This window comes from Acinetobacter sp. ASP199, assembly GCF_022700675.1.
In the GTDB taxonomy this organism is placed as follows: domain Bacteria; phylum Pseudomonadota; class Gammaproteobacteria; order Pseudomonadales; family Moraxellaceae; genus Acinetobacter.
In genome coordinates this window covers 492,973-510,046 of the sequence record NZ_CP062182.1, presented here as the reverse complement: position 1 = coordinate 510,046, position 17,074 = coordinate 492,973, and the positions used below count along the sequence as shown (strand labels likewise).

General features: G+C 44.9%; 17 protein-coding genes. 8 read left to right on the top strand and 9 right to left on the bottom strand.

The features are described 5' to 3' along the window. Positions 1-16: 16 nt before the first annotated feature. Genes IHE35_RS02360 through IHE35_RS02350 form a run of 3 tightly spaced genes read left to right on the top strand, consistent with a single transcriptional unit; the run spans position 17 to position 4,777 of the window. Positions 17-1,369: an efflux RND transporter periplasmic adaptor subunit gene (locus IHE35_RS02360; protein WP_242789034.1), complete on the top strand. Its 1,353-nt coding sequence runs from the start codon at positions 17-19 to the stop codon at positions 1,367-1,369. Positions 1,370-1,371: 2 nt separating this feature from the next. After that, a complete protein-coding gene (locus IHE35_RS02355; RefSeq protein ID WP_242789033.1) occupies positions 1,372-3,348 on the top strand; it encodes a MacB family efflux pump subunit in 1,977 nt (658 codons plus the stop codon). A gap of 10 nt (positions 3,349-3,358) precedes the next feature. Then, positions 3,359-4,777, top strand: a complete 1,419-nt coding sequence (locus IHE35_RS02350) for an efflux transporter outer membrane subunit (RefSeq protein ID WP_242789032.1) — start codon at positions 3,359-3,361, stop codon at positions 4,775-4,777. A 38-nt stretch (positions 4,778-4,815) separates the two neighbouring features. Here the strand turns inward: IHE35_RS02350 and IHE35_RS02345 are convergent, their stop codons facing one another. Both IHE35_RS02345 and IHE35_RS02340 read right to left on the bottom strand, forming a co-directional pair. Then, positions 4,816-6,648: a tetratricopeptide repeat protein gene (locus IHE35_RS02345; protein ID WP_242789027.1), complete on the bottom strand. Its 1,833-nt coding sequence runs from the start codon at positions 6,646-6,648 to the stop codon at positions 4,816-4,818. 99 nt (positions 6,649-6,747) lie between these two features. After that, positions 6,748-7,518, bottom strand: a complete 771-nt coding sequence (locus tag IHE35_RS02340) for a tRNA threonylcarbamoyladenosine dehydratase (protein WP_242789025.1) — start codon at positions 7,516-7,518, stop codon at positions 6,748-6,750. 210 nt (positions 7,519-7,728) lie between these two features. Between IHE35_RS02340 and IHE35_RS02335 the strand changes: the two genes are divergently transcribed. After that, complete coding sequence (locus IHE35_RS02335) at positions 7,729-7,977, top strand: hypothetical protein (protein WP_242789023.1); 249 nt, start codon at positions 7,729-7,731, stop codon at positions 7,975-7,977. Positions 7,978-8,015: 38 nt separating this feature from the next. Here the strand turns inward: IHE35_RS02335 and orn are convergent, their stop codons facing one another. Beyond that, the gene (orn, locus tag IHE35_RS02330) at positions 8,016-8,573 is read right to left on the bottom strand and encodes an oligoribonuclease (protein ID WP_242789020.1); all 558 of its coding nucleotides are present in this window, start codon (positions 8,571-8,573) and stop codon (positions 8,016-8,018) included. A gap of 124 nt (positions 8,574-8,697) precedes the next feature. Here orn and rsgA point away from each other — a divergent pair, with 124 nt between their 5' ends. The 4 genes from rsgA to secB all read left to right on the top strand — a co-directional run bounded on the left by rsgA (position 8,698) and on the right by secB (position 11,031). Continuing rightward, positions 8,698-9,756 carry a small ribosomal subunit biogenesis GTPase RsgA gene (gene rsgA, locus IHE35_RS02325; RefSeq protein ID WP_242789019.1) on the top strand — a complete coding sequence of 353 codons (1,059 nt, stop codon included), beginning with the start codon at positions 8,698-8,700 and terminating at the stop codon, positions 9,754-9,756. Between the two features lie 93 nt (positions 9,757-9,849). Then, positions 9,850-10,257, top strand: coding sequence for a rhodanese-like domain-containing protein (locus tag IHE35_RS02320; protein ID WP_242789018.1), 408 nt, complete (start codon positions 9,850-9,852; stop codon positions 10,255-10,257). Positions 10,258-10,279: 22 nt separating this feature from the next. Continuing rightward, positions 10,280-10,534: a glutaredoxin 3 gene (grxC, locus tag IHE35_RS02315; protein WP_004813145.1), complete on the top strand. Its 255-nt coding sequence runs from the start codon at positions 10,280-10,282 to the stop codon at positions 10,532-10,534. Positions 10,535-10,572: 38 nt separating this feature from the next. Continuing rightward, entirely contained in the window at positions 10,573-11,031 is a 459-nt protein-coding gene (gene secB, locus IHE35_RS02310) for a protein-export chaperone SecB (RefSeq protein ID WP_242789015.1), read from the top strand. Between the two features lie 61 nt (positions 11,032-11,092). Here secB and IHE35_RS02305 read toward each other — a convergent pair whose 3' ends face one another. The 6 genes from IHE35_RS02305 to IHE35_RS02280 all read right to left on the bottom strand — a co-directional run bounded on the left by IHE35_RS02305 (position 11,093) and on the right by IHE35_RS02280 (position 16,944). Next, positions 11,093-11,488 carry a cytochrome b562 gene (locus IHE35_RS02305; RefSeq protein WP_242789013.1) on the bottom strand — a complete coding sequence of 132 codons (396 nt, stop codon included), beginning with the start codon at positions 11,486-11,488 and terminating at the stop codon, positions 11,093-11,095. Positions 11,489-11,664: 176 nt separating this feature from the next. Then, entirely contained in the window at positions 11,665-12,471 is an 807-nt protein-coding gene (locus IHE35_RS02300; RefSeq protein ID WP_004782067.1) for an enoyl-ACP reductase, read from the bottom strand. Positions 12,472-12,600: 129 nt separating this feature from the next. Further along, positions 12,601-13,422, bottom strand: a complete 822-nt coding sequence (locus tag IHE35_RS02295) for a TatD family hydrolase (protein ID WP_242789010.1) — start codon at positions 13,420-13,422, stop codon at positions 12,601-12,603. Beyond that, positions 13,419-14,372, bottom strand: coding sequence for an RsiV family protein (locus tag IHE35_RS02290; protein WP_242789007.1), 954 nt, complete (start codon positions 14,370-14,372; stop codon positions 13,419-13,421). Before IHE35_RS02290 ends, IHE35_RS02295 begins: the two co-directional genes overlap by 4 nt. A 51-nt stretch (positions 14,373-14,423) precedes the next feature. Then, positions 14,424-15,260 (bottom strand): hypothetical protein, encoded by an 837-nt coding sequence (locus IHE35_RS02285; protein WP_242789006.1) that lies wholly within the window; start codon positions 15,258-15,260, stop codon positions 14,424-14,426. 91 nt (positions 15,261-15,351) lie between these two features. Then, positions 15,352-16,944, bottom strand: coding sequence for a peptide chain release factor 3 (locus IHE35_RS02280; protein WP_242789005.1), 1,593 nt, complete (start codon positions 16,942-16,944; stop codon positions 15,352-15,354). Positions 16,945-17,074: the final 130 nt, after the last annotated feature.

The window sequence follows — 17,074 nt, the reverse complement described above, 5'->3', positions numbered from 1 at the left end:
CTTAAATCTGTTCACTATGCCAAAAATAAAACCGTCTAAACTGATTATGGCAGTGGTCATTGCCATTGCACTTATAGCCACCGGGTGGTATTTCCTGAAACCTGAAGAAAAACCAACGCAGTATATTACTGCTGAAGTCACCCAGGGAGATATTGAAAGCTCGGTACTGGCTACAGGTGTACTGGAAGCAACCAAAATGGTAAGTGTCGGTGCACAGGTTTCTGGTCAGGTGAAAAGAATGTATGTGCAACTGGGCGATCAGGTTAAACAGGGTCAGCTGATTGCTCAAATTGATTCTGTACGTCAGGAAAATGATTTAAAAACGGCTGAAGCCAGCATTAAGAATCAGATGGCACAACTTGCAGTGCGACAAGCAAATCTGGCTAAAGTTGAAGCTGAATACAACCGTCAGAAAGTCATGTATGCCCAGGATGCCACTTCCCGTTCAGAGCTGGAATCAGCCTTGGCAAGTTATAAGACAGCACAAGCGGACATTACTGCAATTAATGCTCAGATTGAACAGTCACGTTTGACGCTGGCGACTGCCAAAGAAGATCTTGGGTATACCCAGATTGTGGCCCCTATGGACGGGACCATTGTCGCGATCGTGACTGAAGAAGGTCAGACCGTAAATGCCAACCAGAGTGCACCAACCATTGTGAAGCTGGCAAAACTCGACACTATGACTATCAAAGCCGAGATTTCTGAAGCAGATGTCATGAAAGTTGAAGAAGGTCAAACGGTTTACTTTACGACTCTAGGCAATAGTGAAAAGAAAATTTACGCGAAATTACGTCAGGTAGAACCAGCACCGAATTCAATTAATACCGATACTAATACTTCAAGTTCATCTTCAAGTTCTGCAGTGTATTACAACGCCCTGTTCGATGTACCGAATGAAGATGGCAAGCTGCGTATTGATATGACGGCACAAGTCTATATTGTGCTCGATGAAGCACGAAATGTAATGACCATTCCTGCTGCTGCGATTCAGAGCTCTAACCGTCCACAACGTCCAAGTCGTGGTGAAGGCACTCAAGGAACACGTGGCGAGGGACGTCCACGCGGTGAAGAATCTGCTGCTCGTGGTGACAATGCTAAAGGTGAGCGCCCTGCCCGTCTGGAACTTTCTGATGCAGAACGTTCTCTGATTGAACAAGGCAAAGCACAACGTGCCATGGTTCGCGTATTACAAGCGGACGGTACTGCAAAACCGACTCCTGTACTGATCGGGCTAAATAACCGTGTCACTGCTCAGGTCATTAAAGGCCTGAAACGTGGTGATCAAGTGGTCATTGCCGATGGTTCAGACACTTCAAATGACGGTGCTAAACGCGGTGCGAATAGCCGTGGCCCAATGAGAATGTAAGCATGAATCAACAACAACAGCCTCTGTTAGAGGTTAAGAATCTGATTCGTGAATTCCCTGCGGGTGAAAGTACGGTTCAGATTCTCAAGGGCGTTAACCTCGAAATCTATCCGGGCGAGCTGGTTGCCATTGTCGGTCAGTCGGGTTCGGGTAAATCGACGTTAATGAACATTCTGGGGTGTCTGGATAAGCCAACTGCTGGCAGTTATAAAGTCAAAGGGCGTGAAACCCGTGAGCTGGAAGCGGATGAACTGGCTCAGTTACGCCGTGAATACTTCGGCTTTATTTTCCAACGCTATCATCTTCTCGGTGACTTGAATGCTGCAGGCAACGTTGAAGTGCCTGCGATTTACGCGGGTGCAGATTCAAATGAACGTCATGAGCGTGCTGTTAAATTACTGACAGACTTAGGTTTAGGTGAAAAAACCGAAAACCGTCCAAGTCAGCTGTCTGGCGGTCAGCAACAGCGTGTTTCGATTGCCCGTGCCTTGATAAATGGTGGTGATGTGATTCTTGCCGATGAACCGACAGGTGCATTAGACAAGAACAGCGGTATTGAAGTCATGCGCATTTTGCGTGAGCTGAATGCCAAAGGTCATACCATTATTCTGGTCACGCATGATCATAATGTGGCGAAGAATGCGACCCGGATTATTGAGATTTCAGACGGTAATATTATTTCTGACCAGCAGAATGTACCTGAAATTGATGATGGCTTTACAAAACAAACACTCGAACGCAGTGAACAGAAGAAAATCTCTAGTTGGCGTTCAGCTGTAGATCGTCTGGGTGAAGCATTCCGTATGGCGCTACTGGCCATGAATGCTCATCGTATGCGAACCTTCCTGACCATGCTCGGGATTATTATCGGGATCGCGTCCGTGGTTTCTGTAGTGGCACTGGGTAATGGCTCCCAGAAACAGATTCTGGAAAATATTAGCAGTCTCGGGACCAATACCATTACCGTCTTCCAGGGCCGTGGCTTCGGGGATAATTCACGATCCTCGCAAGCCAAAACCCTGATTCCTGCTGATGCGGATGCTTTGGCAGAACAGCCTTATGTTGATGGCGTCAGTCCATCCGTCAACAGCAGTGTCACTGGACGTTATAAAGAAATTGAAGCTTCAACCACCGTCAACGGCGTCAGTGAAGATTTCTTTTATGTCAGAGGCATGACTTTTAAATCTGGCCAGCCTTTTGATAAACACAGTGTTTCACAACAAGCACAAGACGTGGTGATTGACACCAATACGCAAAACACCTTCTTTAGAGATGGCACCAATCCGGTTGGACAGGTCATTCTACTCGGTAGTGTACCAAGCCGAATCATTGGTGTGATCGATGCTCAAAAAGGCATGATGGGCAACAATGATAGCTTGAATGTATATTTGCCTTATTCCACCGTCATGAGCCGTATGCTGGGTCAGTCCAATGTGCGTCAGATCATTGTGCGTATTAAAGATGAATACCCAAGTGCCGCAGCTGAAAATGCGATCCTGAACTTGCTGGTACAGCGCCACGGTGCACAGGATGTATTCACCCAGAATGCTGACAGTATTCGTGAAACTATCCAGCAGACAACCCAGACCATGACCTTGCTGATTTCTGCGATTGCAGTCATTTCTCTGGTGGTTGGTGGTATTGGCGTGATGAACATCATGCTGGTATCGGTAACCGAACGTACCCAGGAAATTGGGGTGCGTATGGCGGTCGGTGCCCGTCAAAGTGACATCCTGCAACAGTTCCTGATCGAAGCAGTACTGGTTTGTATCCTGGGCGGTATTCTGGGTGTTTTGCTGTCACTCGGTATTGGTCAGCTGATTACCCATTTTGCTGGAGGTACTTTCCAGATGGCGTATTCGACCACTTCGATTGTGGCGGCCTTTGTCTGCTCTAGCCTGATCGGTATTGTGTTCGGCTTTATCCCGGCACGTAATGCAGCGCGACTGAATCCTGTCGATGCCCTCTCTCGAGAATAAGGAACCTGATATGCAAATGACTTTAACCAAACTTGCCAGTGCCTTGCTTCTCGGGAGTTCACTGGTGGGGTGCGCAGCTGTTGTAAAAACACCTTATGAACAGCCGAGCGTAGCTGTGCCTGGCAGTTTTCAGAATAATACTGCGCTAAGCAGGCAGATTTATGAGGATGTCCTGGCTGATCAGTGGTGGACCTTATTTAGAGATGCACAACTAAATACACTTGTCGAGGATGTGTTATCACGCAATAGCAACCTTGCAGTAGCCGGGATTAACCTGCAACAGGCGCGTATTCAGGCCAGACAAACGCAAAGCCAGCAAGGTGTACGCATTAGTGATGCACGAGTTTCAAATGGTCGTCAGTTTAGTCTGGATGGCGACGGTGACCGTTCTACTGGAATTTCACTAGGTTATCCAGGTCTTAGCTATGAACTGGATCTGTTTGGTAAGCTTGCCAATCAGACTGAAGCGGCCCGTTGGGAAGCCCGTGCTACTGAACAAGACTTGCAGGCAACGGCGCAAAGCCTGATTGGAACGACTGCACAGCTTTATTGGCAATTGGCTTATTTAAATGAGCGCTATAGTGTCGTACAGCAGAACCTGGCAACGGCGCAGAAGACGTATGACCTGGTACGTGTGCAGTATCGTGCTGGTGCAGTTTCCGGACTAGATCTGACTCAGGCCGAACAGGCGATTCAGAGTCAGCAAGCTACTTTAAGCCAGATTGAGCAGCAACGCGTTGAAACACGTACTGCACTTGCTGTCCTTATGAATATGCCGGTACAGCAGCTTTCAATTCAGGAACCGCAACGTCTGCCAAATATTGCCTTGCCTGCAATTAAAGCTGGCTTGCCTGCAAGCCAGCTCTCACGTCGTCCGGACCTGAATGCTGCTGAACTGCGTCTGCGTAAAGCCTTAGCCAATAAAGATGCCAATAAGGCCAGCTATTACCCTTCGATTAGTTTGACTGGTAGTTTAAGTACGGGGATTGGAACCAGTACATCCTTATCAGATGCGCTAAAAAATCCTGTCGCAACATTGGGCGCAGGTCTCACCTTACCCTTCCTGCAATGGAATGACATGAAACGTGACCTGAAAGTAAATGAGCTGGAATATGAAAAAGCGATTCTGCAGTATCGCCAGACCATTTATGAAGCTTTTGCCGATGTAGAAAATGCCCTGTCCAATCGGACTGAGTTAACCAAACAGGTGGAGCTACAGCGCCGTAATGTCGAGCTGGCAGAAAAAACTGAACGCTTGACTGAAGTGCGCTACCGTAATGGTGCGGTTGCCTTGAAAAACTTACTTGATGCGCAGGAAACCACACGTAATGCGCGCCTCAGTCTGGTACAAACGCGTCAAAATCAATACAACGCTTATGTCACTTTGATGCAGGCGCTGGGTGGTAGCCCAGTTAAACAATTACCATAATCTTTAAATAGAAAAACCGCTGCTGAGGCAGCGGTTTTTTATGCCAGTCTGTTTTTCATTTGCAGATAGGCATTCAGATTATTCAACTGCTCCTGCGAAGCCGCATGTCCTTGCAAGCTTCCCTTCTCTAGCCATGCTCGGGCGATCGTTATATCACGATTTACACCAATGCCCTTGGTATATAAACGTCCCAGATGACCATAAGCATCAGCATTTACCTGTGCAGCAGCTTTATGATAGAACTGGATCGCTTGATCCATATTGGCTTCTACACCAATACCTTGTTCCATTGCTTCACCGAGTGCATTCAGGGCTAGAGCATTTTGCTGTGCAGCAGCCTGTTTTAGATAATTCAAACCTAAAGCAATCTCTTGCTCTACACTTTCACCTTTGAGATACATCATACCGAGCTGGGCTTGTGCCTGTGCATGGCCTAACTGAGCTGCTTGATGCAGGTAGCGTTTGGCCTGATTTTCATCTTTGGCAAATACTGGATATTGGCCTGAAAGCGCCTGATACAGATACCAGGCGGCCTCAGCCGAACCTTTGTTCACGGCCTGGTTCAGATATTGAATCGCCTTATCCCGGTTGGGTAATGGATACTCTGGTAGGCTATAAAAACGCCCTAGGATATAAATCAGTTCAGCTTCAGATTGTGCACTGATATTCCAGTACTGCTGCGCAATCTTCTGAATGATTTGTGTGGCTTTCGCTGTATCTTTGACTGTACCAATACCATGCAGATAACACAGCGCCAGGCCCATCTGGCTATAGAAATCGTCTGGATCAATCTCAGCAGCAGCCTGATACAAGCTAAACGCTTTTTCAGGTTCATTCGCAACCAGATAAGACTCATAATATAAGGCTGCAATAATGCACAAAGCTTGAGGAAACTGAGTATTCGCAGCTTCACTCCAATAGCGAAAAGCCATAGTTTCATTCTTATCGACAAACCAGCCATGAAAATAGGCTAAACCAAGTAAAGTCTTGGCTTGAGCATCTTTATGCTCATAAGACAACTGTTGCAAATGCTGCAAAATTCGCTGACGCTGATCAACATCAATCGTACCCAGCAATACCCCAGCATAGTAATCGTACAGCCCCTCCTGATCGCCCAGATTGACGCTTTGCTTGATAAAACGTAAGGCTTGGGATTGGTCCTGTGGTAATAGCTCACCACGTGCATACAGCTGTGCAATCTGTTTGGTTGCTTCGAGGTGATCTTGCTGTGCGGCCAGAAACAGATAATGAATTCCTAAACTTAAATCTTGGACTGTACCATCTGCCAAATAGTATTGTGCCAACTGGTACTGTGAACTAGAGTGTCCTTGATCTGCATTCTGAATTAGCAGTTGTAGACGATGCTGTTCTGCTGCATCTTGAGTGGGTTCGGACAATTCTGTGATTCGATACTGGGCTTCCAGGTTACCGCGTGCCACGGCATGACGATACCAATACAGTGCTTTGTCGGCATCATGGTGCTGATAGCGATCACCTTCATAGATCTGCCCCAGATGATAAGCAGCTTCGTCACTACCTAGACGAAATGCATTTTCAAGCAGACTAATCGCATTTTCGATACTTTGTGGACGACCCAGAGCTTTGAGCTGCATCAGCCCCATGCCCACATAGGCCTGAGGAATTTCCTGCTGCTGAGCCAGATCCTGATAGATCTGATAGGCACGCTCATAATTCGGCTGCTGCCCCTCAGCACTGAGACGAGCCGCATGCTTGAGCTGGGCTTCAACCTGTTCAATCCATAGATCATGTTGCACTGCCCGGGCTTGATCTCGTGTTACCGGGTCAGGACGCTTCCACATCCAGATCCCCAACGCCACGATTCCCAAAATCAGCACCAGTAAGAACCACATAGCTGCTCCCTGATATTGTTTTTTGTTATATGAATATAGTTTTCATTCTAAACGCCGGCATAAAAAAAGCACAGAGAATGTACTTTTTTATTTTGTAAATCAGACTTTTGGTCGCTTCATATCGAGCTTTTTCAACACTTCTGATACTGCGACCATGGCAAAACTGGAGGTCACCACCACCGCAGAACCGTAGCCACCACAGCGTAAGCCTGCGCTTGGGCAGACATCAGCACTGGAGAATGGATTATCAATTGAATAAACACAGGTGATGCCGAATTTTTCTTTCGGTTTTTTACAGATGCCTTTAGCGCGTAACTGTGCACGTAATTTTGCCAGCATCGGATCCTGTTCAGTTTTGGATAAATCGGCAACACGAATTTTTAATGGATCTAACTTACCACCTGCGCCACCCGAGACAATCAGAGGAATTTTGTTAAAACGGCAATGTAGCATCAAAGCAAATTTAGCTTTCACGTCATCAATACAGTCCAGAATAATGTCAGGTTTTCCCGCCAGGATTTCTTTGACATTTTCTTGAGTGAGGTAATTGTCAATCAGATTTACTTTGATACGTGGGTTAATCGCACGGCAGCGTTCTGCCATGATTTCAATCTTTTCACGGCCTAAGGTAGTCGTCATCGCGGGTAACTGGCGGTTGATATTCGATGCAGCCACTACATCCATGTCGACAATAGTCAGTTCACCAATCCCGGTACGTGCCAGTGCCTCGACTGCCCAAGAGCCTACACCACCAATACCAATCACCATCACATGACTGTTTTCGTAATGATGAAAGCTGTCATCGCCATAAATTTTGGCCACACCGGCAAAACGGCGGTCATATTCATCATCTTGAAGCAGATCAGTCATAGGTCATCAATAGCAAGAAAAACATCGGGGCATTTTAGCAAATTCGCAGCCGGTTGACTGCCACTAAAATTCAGATACAAAATCAGTCAAAAAAGTATTCTTGCACCGTCCATAGAATGCTTAAAATCGATCAAATTATACTCATCAGTACAATCATCACTATAACCAAAATACTTTACTCATTATCAGCTTAAAGGGAGTCAGGTCAGTATGCTATTTAACGCCCTTTATGCACTCATGGTTTTTCTGTTCCTGCTTTATCTTTATAGCGTAGTTTTTCAAAAGCAGAAAAATTATTACCTCAGCATCATGATTCGCTTACTGACTTTGGGACTATTTGCTTTAATCGTCTTTGATCAACATGAAACCCAGACCCATCTTGCTTTGGTCCTGCTCACCTGGGTACTGTTTGAAAGTAGCGATAATTTTTATAGTAAAAGGCTCTCTTCTAGCAAATAAAAAAAAGAGGCTTTCGCCTCTTTCTTTGCATCTGATGATTAGTCTTTATTCATGATAAAGAAATAGTCACGATAGTATTTCAATTCTGCAATCGAATCACGGATGTCATCCATCGCCAAGTGCGATGCATTTTTCTTCAGACCACCCATGATTTCTGGACGCCAGCGTTTTGCAAGCTCTTTCACAGAAGACACATCTAAATTACGGTAATGGAAAAATTGCTCAAGTTCAGGCATTAAACGGTGCATAAAACGACGATCTTGGCAGATTGAGTTACCGCACATTGGTGAAGTTTTAGGGTTCACCCATTTTTTCAAAAATTCGAGCGTTTGTAGTTCTGCATCACGTGCGGTCAATTTACTACGGCGCACACGTTCAATTAAACCAGATTGACCATGCTGGCGTGTATTCCACTCATCCATTGCATTGAGCAAAATAGGTGACTGATGAATTGCCAGCACGGGACCTTCTGCCAAAATATTTAAATTATCATCTGTAACAATAGTCGCAATTTCAATAATCTGGTCATTGTCTGTATCCAGACCTGTCATTTCCAGGTCAATCCAAATCAGGCGGCTATCCGGGGTGCTGCTCATAAATGTGCAATCTTATTAGGCTATAAAACATTTATAGTAGCAAATTTATTACGCCGATGCTGTAACTGACACCCTGCTTCATGCTATTTTTGCCATCTCGCTCCCATGGTTTTTTAGGATTTGAATGGCTTTAATACGTAAACGTCGTTTAACTGAACAACAACAACGTCGTATTCAAAAACAGCACAAAACGCGTCAGGAAGAGATTGATACCTCTCAAGACCTGGAAGGTCTGGTCGTGCAGCATTATGGCCGACAGCTAGAAGTCCAGGCACTTTCAGTTCCTGCACAACATCCTGAAAAACCGGTGGTGGCTGAAGGTGAACCTGAACCCTTCTGGAAAGAAATTGAAATGGGCAGTGTATGGCGCTGTCATACCCGCACTAATCTTGAATTGCTGGTGACGGGTGACCGGGTCAAATGGCAGGCTGATCCAAATACTGGCTTAGGGATTATCACGGCAATCCATCCGCGTAAATCACTGCTGACCCGACCAGACCGCTATCATAAGGTTAAACCGGTCGCAGCCAATATTTCCCTGATCGTAATCGTGTTTGCACCTTTACCGGAACCAGCGCCGGGTCTGATTGACCGCTATCTGGTGGCTTGTGCTGATGCAGAGATTCCGGCTCTGTTGGTCCTGAATAAATCAGACTTGCTCAAGGAAAATGACCCGATTCTGGACCTACTCAAAGAGTATGAAAATCTGGGCTATGAAGTCATGCAAACCCAATCTGATGGAGATCTGACTGAACTGTCCGCTCGCCTAAATGATGAAACCGTGGCATTTGTAGGCCAGTCAGGTGTCGGTAAAAGCACCCTGATTAATGCCATCGTGCCTGATGCAGCTCAAAAAACCAATGTCATTTCTGAAAACTCGGCACTGGGTCAGCATACCACGACATCAACACGTCTGATTTCCTTTGGCGATGGCGCTGCGCTGATTGATTCTCCAGGGATTCGTGAATTTGGTCTGTGGCATCTGACTTTAGACAAAGTACAAACCGGTTTTCCAGAGATTGAAAATCTGCTGGGTCACTGTCAGTTCCGTAACTGTACGCATAAGCATGAAAAGCAATGTGCTTTACGTCAGGCAGCAAGTTCAGGTGAAATTCTGCCGCGTCGTTTGGACAGCTATCTGCGATTAATTGATGAAATCACGGAAGCTCAACAAAAAAATTGATATTCTTAAGCTTTAGCCCTTGAAGCGGTGATTTTGATCACCATATTTATGAGCTATACTCTTGGCAATTTTAAAATTGTAATTAGGTGAATTGTGGAACGTTGGTTCGAGTTTATGGGGAATCACCCCTTCTTGTTTGGCGCACTTGCAGCATTGGTGGTCTTGTTCTTCATTATCGAAGGTCAACGTAACGGTCGTAAAATTTCCCCGCAATCGCTGGGTATTTTGGTCAAGGCAAAAAATGCCATGCTGATCGACTTGCGTGATGGCAAAGATTTCCGTGAAGGTCATATCAGCGGTAGCCGTAATATTCCATATAGCCAAATTACCAAACATGTTGAAGAGTTAAAAACAGCAGATCGCCCATTGGTATTCATTTGTAATCTGGGGCAAGTTGCAGGTACTGCGCTACAACAAGTGGGCCATGCAGATGCTTACCGTCTTGATGGCGGCATTAGCAACTGGAAAGCTCAAGGCTTACCTCTGGTGAAAAGTAAATAATTTACGATCAGGAGATTCATTCATGGCTGAAGTCATTATCTATTCAACGACTGTGTGTCCATACTGTGTCCGTGCAAAACAGCTCCTTGAGCGTAAGGGCGTAGAATATAAAGAAATCAATCTGTCTAAAGAAGATCCACAGGTTCGTCTTGATTTGATGCAACGCACCAATCACCGCACCGTGCCACAGATTTTTATTAATGAACAATTCATCGGCGGTTTTGACCAGCTTTATGCTTTAGAGCGTGAAGGCAAACTCGACGAATTACTGGCTTAATGGCCTTTTAATTATCACTTCATATTAAGGATTAAAGAATGAGTGAAGAACAACAAGCTCAACCACAATTGGCATTAGAGCGTATTTATACTAAAGACATTTCTTTTGAAGTACCTGGGGCACAAGTTTTTACCAAGCAATGGCAACCTGAGCTGAACATCAACCTTTCTTCTTCTGCAGAAAAGATTGATCCAACTCACTTTGAAGTCGCTTTAAAAGTAGTCGTACAGGCAAATAACGAAGGTGATACAGCGTTTATCGTTGATGTAACTCAAGCAGGGATTTTCCTGATTGATAGCGTTGAAGAAGAGCGTCTACCTTACATTCTTGGTGCGTACTGCCCGAACATCCTGTTCCCATTCCTTCGTGAAGCAGTGAATGATCTGGTTACTAAAGGTAGCTTCCCACAGTTACTTCTTACGCCGATTAACTTCGATGCTGAATTCGAAGCCAACATGCAACGTGCGCAAGCTGCTGCTGTTGAAGGTCAAGCTTAATCGTTTGATCCTGAATCAAAAAAGACCGCTTGTGCGGTCTTTTTTATGGTCTGTTTATAAGTTATTTAAAAGCTTTATGCCCCTGCTTTTTAATTTCATCCATTTTCACAGATAAATTTTGGGCTTCATCTAATTGATTAGCAGCAACCAGCTGTTCTGCCTGCTTAATCTCTTTCAGCAAATCCTTTAGCAATCCCTGATAGGCCACTACCTGTGCATCTTCGGCTTTCAGCTTTTGCAACTTGGAAGGTAAATGTTTCTGGTAGCTTGCTACAGCTTGCTGCATGATCTTTAATGCTGCTTGTGCCTCTTTAGAATCATCTGCAGCTCTAAATTTTTTCAAATTTTTATCCAGGTCACGCATGCTGTAATGCTGATGCTCTTGTGCTGCCATAGCCGAAGTTCCCAGACCTAAGCCCATGACGAAAATGATGCTAACCCACAATGTTTTAAACATGGTGATTATCCTAAATTGTTTTTTAAACATATTAATGGCAAAGCCTTGAAAGATAAATTATCTTCATCCTAGTTTTTACACCTGATGTCATCAGATTTACATCATTGTCCATTAGCATAAAAAATAAAACCCCTCAATTGAGGGGTTTTATTTGCTCAAAATAAGTATTGAAAAACTTATTCTGCATCCAGCATCAGCTCTGCGCTCATGCCAACCGTATTATAACCAGCATCAACATACATGATTTCGCCAGTGATACCATTTGCCCATGGAGAGCACAGGAACAATGCTGCATTACCCACATCTTCAATCGTTACATTACGTTTAAGCGGTGCAACTTTTTCATTCAGATCCAGCATTTTACGGAAAGATTTAATACCAGACGCTGCAAGCGTACGGATTGGACCAGCGGAGATGGCATTGACACGAATACCTTCTGCACCCAAGCTAGATGCCAGGTAACGTACACCTGCTTCTAGTGATGCTTTTGCTAGGCCCATCACGTTGTAATTCGGCATCACACGCTCAGAACCTTGATAAGTTAAAGTGAGCAGACAGCCTTGACGAGCAGCTAAAAGCGGCTTTGCAGCACGCGCCATCGCGATAAAGCTATAAGCACTGATGTCATGTGCAATCTTGAAACCTTCACGATCCGTTACATCAGTAAAGTCACCGTCTAAGGTATGTGCTGGTGCAAAACCAATAGAATGCACAACACCATCCAGACCATCCCAGTGTTTTGCCAGTTCCGCAAATGCATTGTCAATTTCTGCATCTACTGCCACATCACAAGGAAATACCAATTCAGAACCGAATTGTGCAGCAAAATCATCTACACGTTTTTTCAGCTTTTCATTTGGATAGGTAAAAGCAAGTTCTGCACCTTCACGGTGTAATGCCTGAGCAATACCAAAAGCAATTGATAATTTACTTGCAATACCTGCGATCAGGAAGCGCTTACCCGCCAATAGTCCTTGTGCCATGTGAATCTCACTCAAAATAATTTATATGCATGATGCCAAGTCTAAAGTATTTTAGAAATTGCATAATGCGCCTTTTTTCATTGGATCATACATTGAAATACAGTTTTCGACTGATGCGGGGATTTTATATTAGACATCCAGATGTAGAACCTGATGTGTGTTTTTCCAGAGCTGCTCTGCTAGTTCATCTTGATCCATGTGCAAGCTCTTGGCCAGCCCTTGCAGAACATAGGGCAGATTTGCAGGCGTGTTACGGGTACGCTGTTCAGTAGAATGCTGACAACATAGGGGTGTCATGTCTGGGCAATCGGTTTCAAGGACCAGATGTTCTGGACCGATCTGCTGAACCACCTGATGCAGTTTTTTGGCGTTGGGATTGGTAATTTGCCCTGTCACCCCAATCTTGAAACCCAGTTTGATAAAAGCCTTGGCTTCTTCGATTCCTCCACCAAAGGCATGCGCAATACCGCCCTGTTTAAATTGATGCTGTTTTAAAGTTTGTAGAACATCAGCATGAGATTTACGGATATGCAGCAAGACAGGTTTATCAAACTGCTGTGCCAGTTCAATCTGAACGGCAAAAAAATCTTTCTGCTTCTGGAAAATTTCTGCTTGCTTATGCTGTTTCAGAAAAGTATCCAGACCGATCTCACCAATGGCAACACAGTCTTCAGTTTGTAGAATCTGCTCTAAATCCTGCAAATGATCCTGCTGATGTTGCTCGATATAAAAAGGATGTAAGCCAGGGGCTAAATAGCTTCTTGGTGCATCGGAAAGACCATTTAAAAAATGCTGGGTTTGAATCAGATCCTGAAAACGCTGCTGTAAAAAACCGATTAGAACCAGTCCTTCCACGCCCACCCTTTTAGCAGCATGAGCCAACTGTTCCCGATCATGGTCAAAATCAGGAACATCGAAGTGGGTGTGAGTATCAAACAGTTTCAGGCTCATTTTGCAACTTGAGCTTCTGAAGCAGCCTGTTCAGTTTTCGGCAGATATTCCGGTTTTAAAATTCCCTGCAAATCGCTATAAGGAATATTTAAACGCGGCAAGCCGACCACATAAGGTCCAATTTCATATTCTGCATATTGCAGAACCAGACCTTGTTTGGTCAGGAAGAAATTATCCGTCAGCTTGAATTTCCAGGCCTGCTCATATTCCGCAACGTCAGTTGCCAGCTCTGAATCCATCACCCAGGTTTTAAAGACTTCATGTGCTTTGGCTTCCAGCTGAGCCTTTTTTTTTGGCAGGACAATATCATCCAACTTGACCAGCTTTTTACTGTCCAGATCGAAGTTATAATAGTTCTGTGCAGTAGAACCATGTGCCCCACCCAGATAATGCGTGCTATTCAACACCACCGTTGCCAATGGATTACCTGGATTCAAGATCTTCGGCTTAATCATCAGGCTAATGCTGTGATTGGCACTGAGTGCTTTCAGCTCCTTATCTAGATTCAGGAAAGCCTGCATATAGGGAATGGTCTGCTTTTCCAGCTGCTGACGGGCACTGAGCTGAGGTTGAGTTACAGTTACCTCTGAAGCTGCAGATTCGGCAGGTGCTGGCTCGCTGGCTGCTGGTACTTTCGCTGGCGCAATCGCATCAACATCGAGCACGCCCTTCAATCGAGTTAAAATCTGTTGATCAACAAATTCATCAATAAAACGCTGATTACTGTTCAGACGTTCAATGGTGATTTCAGGACAGCTTTTACCATCACATTCCGGAATATCCAGACTAAGCTTTTCGGTTTCACCCTTGAGCTGGACGACTTCAGGCACTGCCTGAGTGACTTCCGGTGGATTAACCTCTTTGGCTTCCTTTTCTCGAGGCTGACAGGCAGTTAATAGGATCGCTGTCGCCAGTACAGAGAGGCCGAATATCTTGTTATATTTTGGCATTCAATAACCTTTTGTGTTACATCACATTCCACCCGTTTTCGGGCATTAATCCTAAAACATATGCTGATACACTTCAGCTTTCAAGACCTGTTGTGTTTGTTCTTGAGTAAGATAAATATCCAGTTGTTTAGCATCCTTGACAATTTCCCCACCACGATAATGCAGCCCAATCCCTTCCTGATCAAAGAACCAGTCAGCTTGCCCCCAATACAGTTTTTTCTGGGCGGTTTGTCGGACTTCTTTACTATTTTCTTTGAGCCATTTGACGTAAGCATCTTGCACGATCTTGTCCATGGTGACCCGTTTTTGTGGATCAATAATATCTAAGGCTGTCAGATTCTTTTGACTACGACGGTCTGCTACAAAGAAATAATAACGTTCCTTTACCGTAACATTTTCCTGCTCTGTATCCACCCCAATCTGCAGCAGCACATACTGATTACGCTGATAAGGAATGCGGGTATACATAGACAGTTGATAGGCTTTATTGATTTTAATCTGTTCCTGCCAGGCATCCGACTTTTTCACATAGGCATTTACGGCCTGCTGTAAACTTAAATTCTGCTGCTTGTCTTTATCGGTAATCTGGTCCTGAATCACCAGTGCCTGTTTACGTTCCATCCACTGGTTCAGCCATGGATCTACCGTATCCAGCGTCTGAATATCCAGGTCGATACAGTTTTTGGTTTCACAAAATGGAAGTGCAATCTTGGCAGACTGCTCCTGAATATTCAGATAAGGCAACACATCTGCCTTTTCTACTTTCTCAATTTCGACCACCGGATCCTGAGTTTTTATTTCTGGTTCTGATTTTTTTTGATCGCAGGCGCTCAGCAATAATCCCAGACTGATTGCTGAACTCAGCATGATTGCATTGCTAAGTTTCATATTCCCAAGCAAATTTGAAAAGATAAGTGAATGTAGCACAAAATAAAACAGCTTCCTGAGAAGCTGTTTTATTTTTAAATCATTTTATTACTTAGTGTTCACGGGTATTGCGGAACACGATATCCGGATAACGTTCCTGCATCAGTTGCAGGTTTACACGGCTTGGTGCCAGATAAGTCAGGTGGCCGCCGCCATCGACAGACAACTGGTCATGGGCTTTTTTCTTGAATTCGTTGAATTTCTTCTCATCATCACAAGTGACCCAACGCACAGTATTAATACTCACTGGCTCATACACGCAGTCTACTTTGTATTCTTCTTTCAGACGATACGCCACCACTTCAAACTGCAGCACACCGACCGCACCGACGATCAGGTCATTGTTATTCTGCGGCATGAACACTTGCGTCGCACCTTCTTCAGAAAGTTCTTTCAGACCTTTTTGCAGCTGCTTAGATTTCAAAGGATCTATCAGACGTACACGGCGGAACATTTCCGGAGCAAAGTGCGGAATACCTGTGAACTGCAGATCTTCACCTGAAGTGAACGTATCACCAATCTGAATGGTACCGTGGTTATGCAGACCAATAATATCGCCTGGCCATGCTTCTTCCAAATGCTGACGGTCACCTGCCAGGAAAGTTAAGGCATCACTAATACGCACATCTTTACCCAGACGTACATGCTTCATTTTCAGACCCTTTTCATATCTACCTGAACAGATACGCATGAAAGCAATACGGTCACGGTGCTTCGGATCCATATTGGCCTGAATCTTGAAGACAAAACCACTAAAGCCCTCTTCAGTTGCTTCAACTTTACGGTTTTGTGTTGGATGTGCTTTCGGCTCCGGTGCATATTCACTAAATGCATCCAGGACATGATCGACACCAAAGTTACCCAACGCTGTACCGAACAATACTGGAGTTTGGCGACCCGCAAGAAACTCTTCACGGTCTAATGGCTCATTGGCCATTTGAACCAGTTCAAGAGACTCTTCAAATGCTGCCCATGCCAGCTCACCCACTTTTTCACGCAGGTCTGCATGGTCATAACCATCACGTACCTCGATGTCGGTAATCACTGAGCCGAAACCCGCTTTATAAACGTAGAATTTTTCTTCGATCAAGTTATATACGCCAGCAAAGTCACGACCCGTGCCCAGCGGCCAGGTGATTGGCACACATTTAATTTTCAGGACGTTTTCGATCTCATCCAGAAGCTCAAGCGGCTCACGGATTTCACGGTCCATTTTGTTGACGAAAGAGATGATTGGTGTATCACGCATACGACACACTTCCATCAATTTAATGGTACGGTCCTCGACACCTTTTGCACCATCAATCACCATCAGCGCTGAGTCCACAGCAGTCAGGGTACGGTAAGTATCTTCCGAGAAGTCTTCATGCCCCGGGGTATCGAGCAGGTTGATCATCTTGTCTTTAAACGGGAACTGCATGACGGAGGTTGTGATCGAAATACCACGTTCCTTTTCCATTTCCATCCAGTCCGAAGTCGCTGCACGGTCAGACTTACGGCTTTTCACCATACCGGCAACCTGGATCGCCTGCCCCCATAACAGCAGTTTTTCTGTCATGGTAGTTTTACCAGCATCGGGGTGGGAAATAATCGCGAATGTACGTCGCTGAGCGACCTGCGCCGCTAACTCTTGTTTAAAACTCATGGAAAATACCTACTGCAGATCCGCAGTGCAAAAGATCAAGCACGATCAATATGAAAAATTGGCGATATTGTAGCAGAATTTCTAAATACAGTGATCATTCCTCAATGGCAGCCCTCTCTTGTCTTTCTTA

Bases quoted from the DNA above. Each gene is read 5' to 3' on its own strand.
- grxC (WP_004813145.1), top strand. From the start codon at position 10,280: ATGGCTGAAGTCATTATCTATTCAACGACTGTGTGTCCATACTGTGTC.
- IHE35_RS02345 (WP_242789027.1), bottom strand. From the start codon at position 6,648: ATGTGGTTCTTACTGGTGCTGATTTTGGGAATCGTGGCGTTGGGGATC.
- IHE35_RS02350 (WP_242789032.1), top strand. From the start codon at position 3,359: ATGCAAATGACTTTAACCAAACTTGCCAGTGCCTTGCTTCTCGGGAGT.
- IHE35_RS02290 (WP_242789007.1), bottom strand. From the start codon at position 14,372: ATGCCAAAATATAACAAGATATTCGGCCTCTCTGTACTGGCGACAGCG.
- IHE35_RS02360 (WP_242789034.1), top strand. From the start codon at position 17: ATGCCAAAAATAAAACCGTCTAAACTGATTATGGCAGTGGTCATTGCC.
- IHE35_RS02295 (WP_242789010.1), bottom strand. From the start codon at position 13,422: ATGAGCCTGAAACTGTTTGATACTCACACCCACTTCGATGTTCCTGAT.
- IHE35_RS02305 (WP_242789013.1), bottom strand. From the start codon at position 11,488: ATGTTTAAAACATTGTGGGTTAGCATCATTTTCGTCATGGGCTTAGGT.
- rsgA (WP_242789019.1), top strand. From the start codon at position 8,698: ATGGCTTTAATACGTAAACGTCGTTTAACTGAACAACAACAACGTCGT.
- IHE35_RS02335 (WP_242789023.1), top strand. From the start codon at position 7,729: ATGCTATTTAACGCCCTTTATGCACTCATGGTTTTTCTGTTCCTGCTT.
- orn (WP_242789020.1), bottom strand. From the start codon at position 8,573: ATGAGCAGCACCCCGGATAGCCGCCTGATTTGGATTGACCTGGAAATG.
- IHE35_RS02280 (WP_242789005.1), bottom strand. From the start codon at position 16,944: ATGAGTTTTAAACAAGAGTTAGCGGCGCAGGTCGCTCAGCGACGTACA.
- IHE35_RS02355 (WP_242789033.1), top strand. From the start codon at position 1,372: ATGAATCAACAACAACAGCCTCTGTTAGAGGTTAAGAATCTGATTCGT.
- IHE35_RS02340 (WP_242789025.1), bottom strand. From the start codon at position 7,518: ATGACTGATCTGCTTCAAGATGATGAATATGACCGCCGTTTTGCCGGT.
- IHE35_RS02285 (WP_242789006.1), bottom strand. From the start codon at position 15,260: ATGAAACTTAGCAATGCAATCATGCTGAGTTCAGCAATCAGTCTGGGA.
- IHE35_RS02300 (WP_004782067.1), bottom strand. From the start codon at position 12,471: ATGGCACAAGGACTATTGGCGGGTAAGCGCTTCCTGATCGCAGGTATT.
- secB (WP_242789015.1), top strand. From the start codon at position 10,573: ATGAGTGAAGAACAACAAGCTCAACCACAATTGGCATTAGAGCGTATT.